Source organism: Pseudomonas sp. ACN5 (assembly GCF_002303975.1).
Classification (GTDB): Bacteria; Pseudomonadota; Gammaproteobacteria; order Pseudomonadales; family Pseudomonadaceae; genus Aquipseudomonas; species Aquipseudomonas laurylsulfatiphila.
The window spans coordinates 66,568-83,002 of sequence record NZ_MRCP01000023.1; the positions used below are offsets into that span (position 1 = coordinate 66,568).

Consider the following 16,435-nt stretch of genomic DNA (forward strand, 5'->3'; position numbering starts at 1 on the left):
ACCCTGGCGGCGAGCTTGCGCAACATCTCAGTGGCCATTGCCGGCAACCACATTGGCCGCCAGTTGGTAGCCGCTGCCGCGCACGGTGCGGATCAACCGTGGCGGTTTTTCCGTGTCGCGCAGGCGCTGGCGCAACCGGCTGACCGCCATGTCGACGATGCGATCCAGCGGCATCAGTTCACGGCCACGGGTCGCGTTGCCGATGGTGTCGCGGTCGAGGATTTCCTGCGGATGGTCGAGGAACAGTTTCAGCAGTGCGAAGTCGGCACCCGAGAGAATCACCTCTTCGCCATCGATGTGAAACAACCGATGGCTGACCATGTCCAGGCGCCAGTCATCGAAGGCCAACACCTCACCGCCGCTCCGTTCCTGACCGAACTGCGCGCGGCGCAGCAACGCCTTGATCCGCGCCTGCAATTCCCGTGGGCTGAACGGCTTGCCGAGGTAATCGTCGGCGCCCAGTTCCAGGCCGATGACACGGTCGGCTTCGTCGGAACTGGCGGTGAGCATGATGATCGGCACCTGCGCCTGGCGCGGATGCTGGCGAATCCAGCGACACAGGCTGAAGCCGTCTTCGTCGGGCAGCATCACGTCAAGGATCACCAGGTCGGCCGGCGCCTCGTTCAGCGCCTGGCGAAACCCGGCGCCATCGGCAGTGGCACGCACCTGAAACCCGGCGCGAGTCAGGTAGGTGTCCAGCAACTCGCGTATCTCTTGATCGTCATCGACCAACAAAATCGACTTGTTGACTGAGCTCACGGGGCGGCGTCCTTGATATTGGAATTGGGCGGATTATGCCTTAAGCACCGAAACTGCAAACACCACAGAAACAACTGTGGGAGCGGGCTTGCTCGCGAAGGCGGCATATCAGTCGACATCAATGTTGAATGTCAGTCCGCATTCGCGAGCAAGCCCGCTCCCACATTTTGATCGCATTTTCAAACCGGAATAGATTGCTCCAGCGCTACACCGGCACCGACGAGACCCGAATACGGCGCCGTCACCAGCCACACCGGAATCCCCTTGAAGTAATCGCTCATGCAACCCTTGTCGGCGAAGCAGCGGGAGAAACCGCTTTCGAGGAAGAAATCGGCAAACCGCGGAATCACCCCGCCAACGATGTACACGCCACCGCGCCCACCGGTGGTCAGCACATTGTTGCCCGCCACGCGACCGAGCCAGCAGCAGAACTGCTCAAGCACTTCCACGGCAATCGGGTCGCCCGCCAGCCCGGCGGCGGTGATGGCTTCCGGCGTGTCGAGCACCGGCGTGTGCCCATCCACCGCGCAGATCGCCCGGTAGACGCGGGGCAAGCCGCCGCCACTCAACGCGGTTTCAGCGCTGACGTGGCCGATCTCGTTGAAGATGTGCTGCCACAGTTGGGTTTCACGCGGGCTGCTCAGTGGCAGGTCGACATGGCCGCCCTCCCCTGGCAACGCCGCAAACCGGCCCTCGCCCAGATCGAGCAAGGTGCCGACGCCCAGGCCGGTGCCCGGGCCAATCACCACGGCCGGGCGCAACGGCTCCGGCGTGCCTTCGCAGACCACGCGGAATTCGCCGGGCTGCAAACGGGTCATGCCCAGGGCCATGGCCGAGAAGTCGTTGACCAGCAACAGTTGATCCACCTGCAAGGTCTGGCAGAAGCCCTTGCGGCTCAGACGCCAGTGATTGTTGGTGAACTTGAACTCATCGCCACTGACGGGACCGGCCACCGACAGGCACACCGAACCGATCGAACCCGGCGCCAGCCCCATACCGTTGAGGTAGAGGCTGATCGCTTCTTCCGGGCTGGGGAAGTCCGCCGTTGCCAGCACCTGGACCGATTCCAGCTGCTGGTTTTTCCACAACGCGAAACGTGCGTTGGTCCCACCGATGTCACCGACCAAAGCCAGTTTCAATTAAGCGTCTCCAGGGCAGAAGTAAAGGCGCTGGCGCCCTGCTCCGCCGAGCTGAAGGCCATGCGCATGAAACCAAACAGTTCGCGACCGGTGCCGATGTTGTTGCCCAACAGGCCCTTGGCCGGTGTGCGCGCTGCAAATTCTTCGGCGTCCACCTTAAGCTCCAGGGTGCCTTTGACGCCATCGACGCGGATGATATCGCCCTCTTGCACCCGCGCCAAAGCGCCGCCGACATAAGCTTCGGGGCTGACGTGAATGGCCGCCGGAATTTTCCCCGATGCACCGGACATGCGTCCGTCAGTCACCAGCGCCACCTTGAAGCCGCGGTCCTGCAACACGCCGAGGAACGGCGTCATCTTGTGCAGTTCGGGCATGCCGTTGGAGCGCGGCCCCTGGAAGCGCATCACCGCGACAAAATCCTTCTCCAGCAAGCCGGCCTTGAACGCATCGGCCAGGTCCTGCTGATCCTGGAACACCATGGCCGGCGCCTCGACGATCTGGTTTTCCACGGCGACGGCGGAGACTTTCATCACCCCGCGACCGAGGTTGCCTTCCATCACCCGCAGGCCACCTTCGGCAGAGAACGCGCGGGCCACCGGCCGCAGGATGGTTTCGTCGAGGCTGTCGGTCACGCCTTCGCGCCACACCAGCTCGCCGTTGTCGAGGAACGGCTCCTGGGTATAGCGGCTCAGGCCATGACCCATCACGGTGTTGACGTTTTCGTGGAGCAGCCCGGCTTCCAGCAGTTCGCGGATCAGGAACGACATGCCGCCCGCAGCCTGGAAGTGGTTGATGTCGGCTTTACCGTTCGGGTAGACGTGGCTCAGGGTCGGCACCACCTCGGAGAGGTCGGCCATGTCCTGCCAGGTCAGTTGAATGCCCGCCGCCATGGCGATAGCCGGCATGTGCAGGGTGTGGTTGGTCGAGCCGCCGGTGGCGTGCAGCGCGACAATCGAGTTGACCAGCGAACGCTCGTCGACGATTTCGCCGATCGGCATGAAGTCGCCGTTCTGCTTGGTCAGGCGCGTGACCTGATGCGCGGCTTCGCGGGTCAGGGCGTCACGCAGCGGCGTGTTCGGATTGACGAAGGACGCACCCGGCAAGTGCAGGCCCATGACTTCCATCAGCAACTGGTTGGTGTTGGCGGTGCCGTAGAAGGTGCAGGTGCCAGGGCTGTGGTAGGACTTCATCTCCGATTCCAGCAGCTCTTCGCGGGTCGCCTTGCCTTCGGCGTATTTCTGCCGCACGTCGGCTTTCTGCTTGTTGGAAATGCCCGAGACCATCGGCCCGCCCGGCACGAAGATCATCGGCAGATGGCCGAAGCGCAGCGCGCCCATCATCAGGCCCGGCACGATCTTGTCGCAGATGCCGAGCAGCAGCGCGCCGTCGAACATGTTGTGGGACAGCGCCACGGCGGTGGACAGCGCGATCACTTCGCGACTCGGCAGGCTCAGCTCCATGCCCGGTTCGCCCTGGGTCACGCCATCGCACATGGCCGGTGTGCCTCCGGCGAACTGGCCGACGGAGCCGATTTCGCGCAGGGCTTTCTTGATCAGTTCGGGAAAGACCTCGTACGGCTGGTGCGCCGAGAGCATGTCGTTATATGACGAAACAATCGCGATGTTCGCGGCGTTCATCATCCGCAGGCTGTGCTTGTCGTCGCTGCCGCAACCGGCCACGCCATGGGCGAAGTTGGCGCATTGCAGCTTGCCGCGCATTGGCCCGTCGCTGGCCGCACCGCGAATCAATGCAAGGTAAGCCTCACGCGTGGCGCGACTGCGGGCGATAAGCCGTTCGGTGACCTCAAGGACGCGGGGATGCATGTGTAGAACTCCAGGCTAACGGATGTGGCGACCTGATTGTCTATGCTGATCAAAGGCCGGTGTCGATGGGATGACAGACGGTTTTCTTGATCGGTTGGACCAGTTGATTCAGGTCACTCGTTGTAGATTGAACAAAATATTGCCATCAAAAAGGCTTGTTTTCTATTTTTTTGCGAATAATCTTGTAATTCCAACAACAAAACGACGGTAGCGCCGCACTATGACTCTTCGAATCGCAATCAATGGTTTTGGCCGCATCGGCCGTAATGTCCTGCGCGCACTCTATACCCAGGGCTACCGTCAGGATCTGCAGATCGTCGCCATCAACGACCTGGGCGACAGCGCGATCAATGCTCATCTACTCAAGTACGACACCGTTCACGGCACGTTCGATGCCGATGTCCAGCACGACCAGGAGAGCCTGACGGTCAATGGCGACCGCATTTCGGTCAGTGCCATCCGCAACCCGGCCGACCTGCCCTGGGCCGCGGAAAAGATTGATGTGGTATTCGAATGCACCGGCCTGTTCACCGACCGGGCCAAAGCCGCCGCGCATATTACGGCCGGCGCGCGCAAAGTGATTATCTCGGCCCCGGCCAAAGGCGCCGATGCCACCGTCGTTTACGGGGTCAACCACGACATTCTGCGCCAATCGCACCAGATCATCTCCAATGCATCGTGCACCACCAACTGCCTGGCCCCGGTGGCCCAGGTGCTGCACCGCGAGCTGGGCATCGAAAGCGGTCTGATGACCACCATTCATGCCTACACCAACGACCAGCACCTGACCGACGTCTATCACGTCGATCCGTACCGCGCCCGCTCGGCCACCCAGAACATGATCCCGAGCAAGACCGGTGCTGCTGAAGCGGTGGGCCTGGTGCTGCCGGAACTGGCGGGCAAATTGACCGGCATGTCGGTGCGCGTCCCGGTGATCAATGTGTCGCTGGTGGACCTGACCGTGCAGCTCAAGCGTGAAGCGTCGGCCGATGAGGTCAATGCGTTGATGAAAGAGGCCAGCCAGCACTCGAAAATCCTTGGGTACAACACCCTGCCGCTGGTCTCCAGCGACTTCAACCACAACCCCCTGTCGTCGATCTTCGACGCCAACCACACCAAGTCCAGCGGCAAGCTGCTCAAGGTGTTGGCCTGGTACGACAACGAATGGGGCTTCTCCAACCGCATGCTCGATAACTGCCTGGCGCTGTGCAACGCAGAATAAGCAGCACGCCCCCCTTCTTTGTAGGAGCGAGCTTGCTCGCGATGGTCGTTAACGATAACGCGGGGAACCTGATGCCCCGCGGGGTTCTACAGTCCATCGCGAGCAGGCTCGCTCCTACAAGTTGCGTGTCATGTCTGGAGCAACAATCCATGATCGGCATCAGCTTTACGCAAAAGACCATGGCGGCGCGCAAGCGTATCGCCCTGGTTGCCCATGACCACTGCAAGGCGTTCTTGCTGGACTGGGCCGAACGGCAGAAAGGCAAGCTGGCCCGGCATGATCTGGTTGCAACCGGCACCACGGGGTTGTTGTTGCAACAACGCCTCGACCTGCCCGTGGAGAGCATGATCAGTGGTCCGCTGGGTGGCGATCAACAGCTCGGTGCGCAAATCGCCGAGCAGCGGGTCGACATGCTGGTGTTTTTCTGGGACCCGTTCGAGCCACAACCCCACGACCCGGATATCAAGGCATTGCTGCGGGTCGCGGCCGTGTGGAACATCCCGGTGGCGTGCAACGAATGCAGCGCCGACTACCTGCTCAGCAGCCCGTTGATGGACCAGGCGCATCCCCATCGGATTCCCGATTACGCGAGCTATTTGCAGGGTCGCGCGTAAAGCTTCAGTTATGTGCCGGTCTGATGCTGTTGACACTCGAACACGACTGGCCGACCTACCTGGCGATTGCCGGGATGGGGCTGGGCAACCTGTGGATCGGGTCACGGCCGGAATCGCTGCCGCAACCCTCCTGAATTCACCCCGCGTTTTTTCCTCTTTTTACCCCCGTTTTCGGCACATTTTTCTGCGCAAACGTTCAACCACTACCGTTCGTCGGCAGCCCATTCATGTAACCTGGCCTTCACGCCGATGTGCATTGATCGGCGCTAAATGGATTTAGCGAGTGAGCCGCAACGGCTCACAGCCAACACTTCATCCATTCGCGAGTTCGCCCTATGTTCGACTCACTGTCCATCCGCCTGAAAATCGTCCTGCTGTCCGGTCTGTGCCTGCTGGGGGTAGTCGCCCTGATAGTGGGCATGAACATCTACCAGACCGATCAGAACGATGACCTGGTCAACGATTCCAGCAGCAGAATGCTCACCGCCAGTGTGCAGGACCTGCTCCAGGCCAAGGCCGCCGAGCAGGCGGTGCGGGTGCAGAAGACGTTCGGTGAAACCCTGACGGTGGTGACCGCCCTGGCGGACCAGATCCAGGACATGCGCAACCTGGCCGCCAAGCGTTCGCTCGAGCCCGGCGCCTTGCGTGAAGAGTTGAACCAGAGCCTGAAAACCGCCTTCGAACGCAACGGCAAAGTGCTGGGTATCTGGCTGGCCTTCGAACCCAACGGCCTGGACGGCAAGGACAGCGAATTCGCCAACGACGCCGCCCGTCAATCCAACGAGGCCGGGCGTTTCGCCACCTACTGGAGCCGTGCCGGGGGTGAGTCGCTGAACACGATCATGGTCGAAGAGGACATGACCAAAACCACCCTGAACCTCAGCGGCACGCCGTACAACGTCTGGTACACCTGCCCTCGGGACAACAAGCGCATCTGCCTGCTCGACCCCTACGCCGATACTGTCGGCGGCAAGGAAGTGTTGATGACCACCATTTCCGTACCGCTGCTGGTGGACGGCAAGTCCATCGGTGTGGTCGGTATCGACATCGCCCTCGACGCCCTGCAAGCGGCGGCGGTCGACTCTCAGCGTGAACTGTTCAACAGCGCCGGGCACATGCTGATTGTCTCCGGTACTGGCGTGCTGGCCGCCTACAGCGTCGATGCAGCAAAAGTCGGCAAGAGCATCGGCGACACCCTGGGTGCCGACGGCAAGGACATCCTGCAACTGCTTGGCAGCGGTGCGCCGAAGATTCTCCAGCAGGGCGACCTGATCCGTGCGGTGTACCCGGTCAGCCCGATTGCCGATGCCAAGGCCTGGGCCGTGGTGATCGACTTGCCCAAACAAGTGCTGCTGGCCGACTCGGTGAAGCTGCAAGCGGTACTCGACGATGCCCAGCAAAGCGGCACGATCAAGGCCTTGTCGGTGGCGGTGATTGCCGGTGTGATCGGCCTGCTGCTGATGTGGCTCACCGCGTCCGGCGTGACCCGACCGATCAACAGCGTGGCGCAAATGCTCAAGGCGATTGCCAGTGGCGACGGTGACCTGACCCAGCGCCTGCACTACAGCAAGCAGGACGAACTGGGCGAACTGGTGAGCTGGTTCAACCGCTTCCTCGACAAGCTGCAACCGACCATCGCGCAGATCAAGCAAAGCATCACCGATGCCCGTGGCACGGCCGACCAGTCTTCGGAAATCGCCCGCCAGACCAGTGAAGGCATGCAGGTGCAGTTCCGCGAAATCGACCAGGTCGCCACCGCGTCCAACGAGATGAGCGCCACGGCCCACGATGTCGCCAACAGTGCCTCGAACGCGGCCAACGCCGCCAAGGGTGCCGATCAGTCGGCGCGCGACGGCATGTCAATCATCGAGCGCAGCACCCGCGACATCAATCAACTGGCCGACGAAGTCAGCAAGGCCGTGACCGAAGTCGAAGCCTTGGCGGTGAACAGCGAACAGATCGGCTCGGTGCTGGAAGTGATCCGCAGCATCGCCGAACAAACCAACCTGCTGGCCCTCAACGCGGCGATTGAAGCGGCCCGTGCCGGCGAAAGCGGTCGCGGCTTTGCGGTGGTCGCCGATGAAGTGCGCAACCTGGCCAAACGCACCCAGGATTCGGTGGAGGAAATTCGCCTGGTGATCGAACGCATCCAGTCCGGTACCCGTGGCGTGGTCGCCACCATGCACTCGAGCCAGACCCAGGCCCACAGCAATGCCGGGCAGATCCAGCAGGCGGTCCAGGCCCTGAGCAAAATCAGCGACGCGGTCACCGTGATCAGCGACATGAACCTGCAAATCGCCAGCGCCGCCGAGCAGCAAAGCGCCGTCGCCGAAGAGGTCAACCGCAATGTCTCGGCGATCCGCACCGTCACCGAAACCCTGACCGGCCAGGCCACCGAGTCGGCGCAGATCAGCAGCCAGCTCAACACCCTGACCACACACCAGATGAAGTTGATGGATCAGTTTCGGGTGTAAGCAGCACCACCGGAAACTGTGGGAGCGGGCTTGCTCGCGAATGCGGTGTATCAGTCACCATCATCGTTGAATGATGGATCGTATTCGCGAGCAAGCCCGCTCCCACAGGTTTCATCTGGCTTGTCACCTGATTTGATCTAAGATCTGGCTCTCGCTCCGGAGGGCCTTCGATGACTGATCTGCTTACGTCCATTCAAGCCGCACTCGGTTTGCCTCACACCCCGATTCCATTCACATCTACCGGCGCCCTGCCCTCGGCATTTGCCGTCACCGAACTGGCTTGCGCGAGCATCGCCGCCGCCGGCCAGGCCGCCAGCGAACTGCTGCTCCAACAGACCGGACGCCGGCCCGACCTTGAGGTTGACCGACGACTGGCGTCCTTCTGGTTCGCGACCTCGATTCGCCCCATAGGCTGGAGCGTTCCACCGCTGTGGGACCCGGTCGCCGGTGACTACGCCACCCGCGACGGCTGGATTCGCCTGCACACCAATGCGCCCCATCACCGCGCCGCTGCCGAACGCGTGCTCGGTGCCTGTGCCGACCGCCCGGCGATGGCCGACAAAGTAGCGCAATGGGCGAAAAGCGAGCTGGAACAGGCGGTGGTCGATGCCGGTGGTTGTGCCGCCGAAATGCGCACCTGGGATCAATGGCAGGTCCATCCTCAAGGCCAGGCGGTCAATGCCGAACCCTTGGTTCTGTTCGCCAACCACCCAAGCCAGAGTCACAAACCGTGGACAGGTTCAGTGGCTCGACCACTGGCCGGCATCAAGGTGCTGGACTTGACCCGGGTACTGGCAGGTCCCATCGCCAGCCGCTTTCTGGCAGGCCTGGGCGCCGATGTCCTGCGCATCGATCCGCCGACCTGGAACGAGCCGGGAGTGGTGCCGGAAGTCACGCTGGGAAAACGTTGCGCGCGTCTTGATCTGAACGACAAGTCCGACCGCGGCGTATTCGAATCCCTGCTCAAGGACGCCGACATCCTGCTCCACGGCTATCGTGCCGATGCGTTGGAGCGACTTGGCTTGGGCATGAATCAACGCCGGCAACTGAACCCCGGCCTGATTGATGTTTGCCTCAACGCCTATGGCTGGAGTGGCCCCTGGCAAAATCGCCGGGGCTTCGACAGCCTGGTACAGATGAGCAGTGGCATCGCCGAAGCGGGCATGCGCTGGAAGTCGGCAAACAAACCGACGCCATTGCCGGTGCAGGCACTCGATCACGCCACCGGGTATTTGATGGCGGCCAGTGCGATCAGGTTGTTGGCGCAACGGTTGAGCGGCGGTACTGGCGGCTCGGCGCGATTGTCGTTGGCGCGCACCGCGAAGTTGTTGATCGAGCAGGGGGCCGGCCCGGATGAGTCGTTGCGCGCGGAAGATGTGCAGGATCAGGGGATGATCGTGGAGCAGACACCCTGGGGGCCGGCGCATCGGTTGCAGGTGCCGCTGAAGATCACGGAGACGCCGTTGCAATGGGCGCTGCCGGCAACAGAACTGGGTTCACATCCCGCGCAGTGGTGGTGACCGTCAGATCGCCTTCGCGAGCAAGCCCGCTCCCACATATTATTGCGATCACCTGTGGGAGCGGGCTTGCTCGCGAAGGCGTCAGGACTATCGATACAAATTCCGGATCAACTCAGTCCGCCCGACTCAACGAAGTCCAAAGAAGCTGCGCCGCATACCCGCGATAGGGCCGCCACCCTTCAGCCCGCGCCAACAGTTGCTTCGCCGTCACCGGCCCACCCTCCAGGGCCGCCAACGCATTGACCAGCCCCACATCGCCATTGGGAAAACCATCCATCTCCCGCAACTGGCGCAACGCAATGTATTGCGCCGTCCAGTCACCAATCCCGTGCAACGCCAGTAACCGCGCTACGCCCCCCTCCCGACCGGGCTCGAACAATCGCGGGTCATCGAGCAATGCCTGAGCCACACCCGACAAGGTCCGGCCTCGGCTTTGCGGCATGCCCAACGCAGCCAGATCGGCCTGCGCCAGCACCTGCGCCGTGGGGAACACATGACTCAAACCCGCTAACGGCTTACCCAGTGGCACGCCATATTGCGCCACCAGTTTCCCCGCCAGGCGAATCGCCGCCGCCACCGTAATCTGTTGCCCCAGCACCGCGCGAATCGCCAGTTCCAGCCCGTCCCACGCCCCCGGCACACGCAGTCCGGGACGCTCGACAATCAACCGGGCCATCAGCGGATCACCCGCTAAATGCCGATGGATGGTGGCGAGGTCGGCATCGAGATCGAACATCCGCCGCACGCTTGCGACGATGTCGGGCACGGCGCTCGGGTCGGGGAAGTCCAGCGTCAGCTCAAGGGCGTCAGACGTGGCAGGCCGGATAGAAAAGCTGCCGTGCATCCCCTTCAGATCGATGCTGCGCGAGTAGACGCCGTCGGCAACCGTTTCCAGTCCCGCAATCGCCCGAGCCGACAAAAATCCCAGCATGGCCGGCCAGTCATAGGGTGGCTGATACGCCAGCAACAGCTTCACAGACTCAGCAACCCGCTATACAGCCCATAAGCCGCCAGCCCGGCGCCGCCGATGACCGCGGTGAAAATGCCTTTCTCGAGCGTCGTGAACAATGGCATGCCCTGTTCATGACGCGCCTTGGCAAACAGGATCACACCCGGCGCATACAACAACGCCGACAGCAGCAAATATTTCAAGCCGCCGGCGTACAGCAACCACACCGCGTAACTCAAGGCGATGACGCCAACCAGCAAATCCTTACTGCGCTCGGCGCTTGCCTGCTGGTAGGTTTCCCCGCGCACGCACAACAACACCGCATAGGCCGCCGACCACAGGTACGGCACCAGAATCATCGATGACGCCAGGTAAATCAGACTGGTGTAGGTGCCGGCGGAAAACAGCGTGATCAGCAGGAACAACTGGATCATCGAGTTGGTCAGCCACATTGCATTGACCGGCACACGGTTGGCGTTTTCCCTGGTCAGGAATGCCGGCATGGTCTTGTCTTTCGCCGTAGCGAACAGGATTTCGGCGCACAGCAGCGCCCAGGACAGCAACGCACCCAACAACGAGATCGCCAGGCCGACGCTGATCAGCAATGCCCCCCAGGGGCCGACGATATGCTCAAGCACCGCCGCCAACGAGGGGTTCTGCAGTTTCGCCAGTTCCGGCTGGGTCATGATCCCCAGCGACAACACGTTCACCAGCACCAGCAGTGCCAATACCCCAATGAACCCGATCACCGTCGCCCGGCCCACGTCGGAGCGTTTCTCCGCCCGGGCCGAATAGACACTGGCCCCCTCGATACCGATGAACACGAACACGGTGACCAGCATCATGTGCCGAACCTGATCCATCACACTGCCGAATTCCGGGTTGTTACGCCCCCAGATATCGAGGGTAAAGATATCCGCCTGGAACGCCACGGCGGCAATCACGATGAACATGATCAACGGCACGATCTTGGCCACGGTGGTCACCTGGTTGATGAACGCCGCCTCCTTGATCCCGCGCATCACCACAAAATGCACGGTCCAGAGCAGCACCGAAGCGCAGGCGATGGCGATCGGCGTGTTGCCTTCGCCAAAGACCGGAACGAAATAACCAAGGGTGCTGAACAGCAGCACGAAATAGCCGACGTTGCCCAGCCAGGCACTGATCCAGTATCCCCAGGCGGACGAGAAGCCCATGTAGTCGCCGAACCCGGCCTTGGCATAGGCATACACCCCGGACTCCAGCTCCGGCTTGCGATTGGCCAGGGTCTGGAACACGAACGCCAGGGTCAGCATGCCGACGGCGGTGATCGCCCAACCGATCAGGATCGCCCCGGCATCGGCCCTGGCCGCCATGTTTTGCGGCAGGGAAAAGATCCCGCCGCCGATCATCGAACCCACCACCAGGGCGATCAATGCGCTCAGGCGAAGCTTGTTCGGTGATTGCGACATCGTTGCATCTCCATTTTTCCAGGGGGCGACAACTGCCGCGAGATCGTCACATATCGGGCGTCAACTAAACTGTTGAAGCGTAATAACGTTTATTGGATAACGCCAATATATGTCTCTTTACTTGCACAAAACGGCTATTAGAGGCGCCGATATAATCATTTGTTGTATACGTTTTGCCAATACATCCATTTCGTACAAAAAACCCGTGAGGAAGATTGGCGAATTCTGAAAAACCAACTAGCGTCATAATTCGAAACAAAGTACAAAAGTACTGAAATTATTCACAGAAAGGCTCTAGATCAAGCATTACAAGCAGCCGCCTTGCAAGTGATAGCACTCCGCCACGAAACTGGGAACGCTTTCATTTAGTGATCCAAGTCAGCTGATTGGATAGCCAACGGAATTAGTCTGTTGCCTCTCTTCTCCTGCATTGGAGTCATGCAATGTCTGAAGCTCCCGGAAAACTCAAACTCGGCGCACTGGTTGCATTAGTCGTCGGTTCGATGATTGGTGGCGGGATCTTTTCCTTGCCGCAAAACATGGCCGCCAGTGCCGATGTCGGTGCCATTCTGATCGGTTGGGCAATCACCGCCGTCGGCATGCTCACCCTGGCGTTCGTGTTCCAGACCCTGGCCAATCGCAAACCCGACCTGGACGGCGGGGTCTACGCCTACGCCAAGGCCGGTTTTGGCGACTACATGGGCTTCTCGTCCGCCTGGGGATACTGGATCAGTGCCTGGCTGGGCAACGTCGGCTACTTCGTCCTGTTGTTCAGCACGCTCGGCTACTTCTTTCCGATATTCGGGGAGGGGAATACCCCTGCCGCCGTGATCGGTGCCTCGGTGCTGCTCTGGGCCGTGCATTTCCTCGTACTGCGAGGCATCAAGGAAGCCGCGTTCATCAACCTGGTGACCACCGTCGCCAAGATCGTGCCGCTGGTGCTGTTCATGTTGATCGCGTTGTTCGCCTTCAAACTGGACATCTTCACCGCCGACATCTGGGGCCTGAAAAACCCGGACCTGGGCAGTGTGATGGACCAGGTGCGCAAGATGATGCTGGTCACCGTGTGGGTGTTCATCGGCATCGAAGGCGCGAGCATCTTTTCAGCCCGGGCGGAAAAACGCAGCGACGTGGGTAAAGCCACCGTGATCGGCTTTGTCACCGTGCTGTTGTTTTTGGTCCTGGTGAACGTGCTGTCGCTGGGGATCATGACCCAGCCGGAACTGGCCAAACTGCAGAACCCGTCGATGGCGGCGGTGCTGGAGCATGTGGTCGGCCACTGGGGCGCAGTGCTGATCAGCGTCGGCCTGATCATCTCGCTGTTGGGGGCGTTGCTGTCGTGGGTGCTGCTGTGTGCGGAGATCATGTTCGCCGCTGCCAAGGACCACACCATGCCGGCGTTCCTGCGCAAGGAAAACGCCAACCATGTACCGGTCAATGCCCTGTGGCTGACCAACGCCATGGTGCAGATCTTCCTGATCATCACCTTGTTCTCGGCCAGCACTTACCTGTCGCTGATCTACCTCGCCACCTCGATGATCCTGGTGCCGTACCTGTGGTCGGCGGCCTACGCACTGCTGCTGGCCGTGCGGGGCGAAACCTACGAGGGCGCCTCAGGCGGTCGGCAGAAAGATCTCATCATCGGCGCCGTGGCCCTGGTCTACGCGGTCTGGCTGCTGTACGCCGGCGGCACCAAATACCTGCTGCTGTCCGCCCTGCTCTACGCCCCCGGCGTGATCCTGTTCGCCAAGGCCAAGCTGGAAATCGACAAACCGGTTTTCACCAACGTCGAGAAGCTGATTTTCGCTGCGGTGGTCGTCGGCGCCGTGGTGGCGGCCTACGGTCTCTACGACGGCTTCCTGACCCTGTAATGCAATTGTTTTGTCATCTGGAGGATCACTGTAATGACCACGGAAAAAGTTAAGTACGGCGTCCATTCCGAAGCCGGCAAACTGCGCAAAGTCATGGTTTGCTCCCCAGGCCTTGCCCATCAGCGGCTGACCCCGAACAACTGCGATGAACTGCTGTTCGATGATGTGCTGTGGGTGGCCCAGGCCAAGCGCGACCACTTCGACTTCGTCACCAAGATGCGCGAACGTAACGTCGATGTGCTGGAAATGCACAACCTGCTGACCGACATCGTCGCCATCCCCGAAGCCCTGGACTGGATTCTGGAGCGCAAGATCACCGCCAACTCGGTGGGCCTGGGCCTGATCAACGAAACCGCTTCGTGGCTGCGCAGCCTGGAGCCACGTCACATCGCCGAGTTCCTGATCGGCGGCGTATCGGGCGACGACTTACCGACCAGTTTCGGCGGCAAGGCCATCGAGATGTTCCGCGATTTCCTCGGCCACTCAAGCTTTATCCTGCCGCCGCTGCCCAACACCCAGTTCACCCGCGATACCACCTGCTGGATCTATGGTGGCGTCACCCTCAACCCGATGTACTGGCCGGCGCGCCGCCAGGAGACCCTGCTGACCACCGCCATCTACAAGTTCCACCCCGAGTTCACCAACGCCGACTTCCAGATCTGGTACGGCGACCCGGACAAGGACCACGGCAACGCCACCCTTGAGGGCGGTGATGTGATGCCGATCGGTAACGGCGTGGTGTTGATCGGCATGGGCGAACGCTCCTCGCGCCAGGCCATTGCCCAATTGGCCGTGAACCTGTTCAAGAACAAGGCCGTGGAGAAAGTGATTGTCGCCGGCCTGCCGAAATCCCGTGCGGCGATGCACCTGGACACCGTGTTCAGCTTCTGCGATCGCGACCTCGTCACCATTTTCCCGGAAGTGGTGAACCAGATTGTCGCCTTCACCCTGCGTCCCGATGAAAGCAAGGCAGGCGGCATCGACATCCGACGCGAAGACAGCAACTTCCTCGACACCGTGGCCCAGGCCCTCAACCTCAAAGCGTTGCGCGTGGTGGAAACCGGCGGCAACAGCTTCGCCGCCGAACGCGAGCAATGGGACGACGGCAACAACGTGGTGGCCGTGGAGCCGGGCGTGGTCATCGGCTACGACCGCAATACCTACACCAATACCCTGATGCGCAAGGCCGGGGTGGAGGTCATCACCATCAGCGCCGGCGAACTCGGCCGGGGACGGGGCGGCGGCCACTGCATGACCTGCCCGATCATCCGCGATCCGATCGACTACTAACCTATTACCTTGGCCCGCACTTACCGAGTTCGGGCCAAGGGGATAACCGACACCTTAGGAGATCCAAAATGGCGTTCAACATCCATAACCGCAATCTGCTGAGCCTGGAACACCACACCCCTCGCGAATTGCGCTACCTGCTCGACCTGTCCCGCGACCTCAAGCGTGCCAAGTACACCGGCACCGAACAGCAGCATCTCAAGGGCAACAACATCGCGCTGATCTTCGAAAAAACCTCGACCCGCACCCGCTGCGCGTTTGAAGTCGCCGCCTATGACCAGGGCGCCAACGTCACCTACATCGACCCGAACTCCTCGCAGATCGGCCACAAGGAAAGCATGAAGGACACCGCCCGCGTGCTCGGGCGCATGTACGACGCCATCGAGTACCGTGGCTTCAAGCAGGAAATCGTCGAGGAGCTGGCCAAGTTCGCCGGCGTACCGGTGTTCAACGGCCTGACCGACGAGTATCACCCGACACAAATGATCGCCGACGTGCTGACCATGCGTGAACACGCCGACAAACCGATCCACGAAATCAGCTACGCCTACCTCGGCGACGCGCGCAACAACATGGGCAACTCGCTGTTGCTGATCGGCGCCAAGCTCGGCATGGACGTGCGCATCTGCGCACCCAAAGCCCTGTGGCCGGCGGACGACCTGGTCGCCCGCTGCAAACAGTACGGTGAAGAAAGCGGCGCGCGCATCACCCTCACCGAAGACCCGAAAGCGGCGGTCAAGGGCGTCGACTTCATCCACACCGATGTCTGGGTGTCGATGGGCGAACCGGTTGAAGCCTGGGCCGAACGCATCCAGCAACTGCTGCCATACCAGGTCAACGCCGAACTGATGAAAGCCACCGGCAACCCGCGCACCAAGTTCATGCACTGCCTGCCGGCGTTCCACAACTGTGATACCAAGGTCGGCAAGCAGATTGCCGAGCAGTACCCGCACCTGAGCAACGGCATCGAAGTGACCGATGACGTGTTCGAGTCGCCGGCCTGCATCGCCTTCGAGCAAGCGGAAAACCGCATGCACACCATCAAGGCGATTCTGGTGTCGACGCTGGCTGATCTTTAACGGCTGACTCGGCTCCCACTGACGGAAAAGGGTCAATGTGGGAGCGGGCTTGCTCGCGAAAGCGGAGTGTCAGTCGACATCAATGTTGACTGATGCACCGTCTTCGCGAGCAAGCCCGCTCCCACACTGGTCCGGGTTCCACAGAAAGACCGCGTTGCTTGCAACCTCTTTGCTTAGAAGGACTGACACCATGCGTATCGTCGTTGCTCTGGGCGGTAATGCCCTGCTCCGCCGCGGCGAACCG

11 protein-coding genes and 3 pseudogenes are annotated in these 16,435 nt (G+C 61.2%); 9 read left to right on the forward strand and 5 right to left on the reverse strand.

From position 1 onward, the window contains the following. Nucleotides 1–27: 27 nt before the first annotated feature. The 3 genes from BSF40_RS29200 to edd form a co-directional block, all read right to left on the reverse strand. Nucleotides 28–759, reverse strand: a complete 732-nt coding sequence (locus BSF40_RS29200) for a response regulator (protein ID WP_015096574.1) — start codon at nucleotides 757–759, stop codon at nucleotides 28–30. A 179-nt stretch (nucleotides 760–938) separates the two neighbouring features. Continuing rightward, nucleotides 939–1,898: a glucokinase gene (locus BSF40_RS29205; protein ID WP_095967939.1), complete on the reverse strand. Its 960-nt coding sequence runs from the start codon at nucleotides 1,896–1,898 to the stop codon at nucleotides 939–941. Next, nucleotides 1,895–3,721 carry a phosphogluconate dehydratase gene (edd, locus tag BSF40_RS29210; RefSeq protein WP_095967940.1) on the reverse strand — a complete coding sequence of 609 codons (1,827 nt, stop codon included), beginning with the start codon at nucleotides 3,719–3,721 and terminating at the stop codon, nucleotides 1,895–1,897. The genes BSF40_RS29205 and edd overlap by 4 nt, the downstream gene beginning before the upstream one ends. Before the next feature lie 220 nt (nucleotides 3,722–3,941). Between edd and gap the strand changes: the two genes are divergently transcribed. From gap to BSF40_RS29230, 6 genes and pseudogenes are all read left to right on the forward strand, one after another. Further along, entirely contained in the window at nucleotides 3,942–4,943 is a 1,002-nt protein-coding gene (gene gap, locus BSF40_RS29215; protein WP_007974423.1) for a type I glyceraldehyde-3-phosphate dehydrogenase, read from the forward strand. A gap of 149 nt (nucleotides 4,944–5,092) precedes the next feature. Next, complete coding sequence (locus tag BSF40_RS29220; protein WP_095967941.1) at nucleotides 5,093–5,557, forward strand: methylglyoxal synthase; 465 nt, start codon at nucleotides 5,093–5,095, stop codon at nucleotides 5,555–5,557. 2 nt (nucleotides 5,558–5,559) lie between these two features. After that, nucleotides 5,560–5,691, forward strand: a pseudogene (locus BSF40_RS32525) (DUF454 domain-containing protein); the annotation flags it as partial. Nucleotides 5,692–6,156: 465 nt separating this feature from the next. Then, nucleotides 6,157–7,125: pseudogene (locus tag BSF40_RS33650) on the forward strand (chemotaxis protein); the annotation flags it as partial. A 378-nt stretch (nucleotides 7,126–7,503) separates the two neighbouring features. Further along, nucleotides 7,504–8,031, forward strand: a pseudogene (locus BSF40_RS33655) (methyl-accepting chemotaxis protein); the annotation flags it as partial. 170 nt (nucleotides 8,032–8,201) lie between these two features. Then, entirely contained in the window at nucleotides 8,202–9,551 is a 1,350-nt protein-coding gene (locus BSF40_RS29230) for a CoA transferase (protein WP_095967943.1), read from the forward strand. Between the two features lie 112 nt (nucleotides 9,552–9,663). On the opposite strand, the gene BSF40_RS29235 is transcribed toward BSF40_RS29230, so the two are convergent. Then, a complete protein-coding gene (locus BSF40_RS29235) occupies nucleotides 9,664–10,527 on the reverse strand; it encodes a DNA-3-methyladenine glycosylase (protein WP_095967944.1) in 864 nt (287 codons plus the stop codon). Then, on the reverse strand, nucleotides 10,524–11,951 hold the full coding sequence (gene arcD / locus BSF40_RS29240; protein WP_095967945.1) for an arginine-ornithine antiporter: 1,428 nt from the start codon (nucleotides 11,949–11,951) through the stop codon (nucleotides 10,524–10,526). Before arcD (BSF40_RS29240) ends, BSF40_RS29235 begins: the two co-directional genes overlap by 4 nt. A 443-nt stretch (nucleotides 11,952–12,394) precedes the next feature. Between arcD (BSF40_RS29240) and arcD (BSF40_RS29245) the strand changes: the two genes are divergently transcribed. The 3 genes from arcD (BSF40_RS29245) to BSF40_RS29255 all read left to right on the forward strand — a co-directional run bounded on the left by arcD (BSF40_RS29245) (nucleotide 12,395) and on the right by BSF40_RS29255 (nucleotide 16,191). Further along, nucleotides 12,395–13,822 carry an arginine-ornithine antiporter gene (gene arcD, locus BSF40_RS29245; RefSeq protein WP_095967946.1) on the forward strand — a complete coding sequence of 476 codons (1,428 nt, stop codon included), beginning with the start codon at nucleotides 12,395–12,397 and terminating at the stop codon, nucleotides 13,820–13,822. A 33-nt stretch (nucleotides 13,823–13,855) separates the two neighbouring features. Next, entirely contained in the window at nucleotides 13,856–15,112 is a 1,257-nt protein-coding gene (gene arcA, locus BSF40_RS29250; RefSeq protein ID WP_095967947.1) for an arginine deiminase, read from the forward strand. Between the two features lie 68 nt (nucleotides 15,113–15,180). Then, nucleotides 15,181–16,191, forward strand: a complete 1,011-nt coding sequence (locus tag BSF40_RS29255) for an ornithine carbamoyltransferase (RefSeq protein WP_007974406.1) — start codon at nucleotides 15,181–15,183, stop codon at nucleotides 16,189–16,191. Nucleotides 16,192–16,435 lie beyond the last annotated feature (244 nt).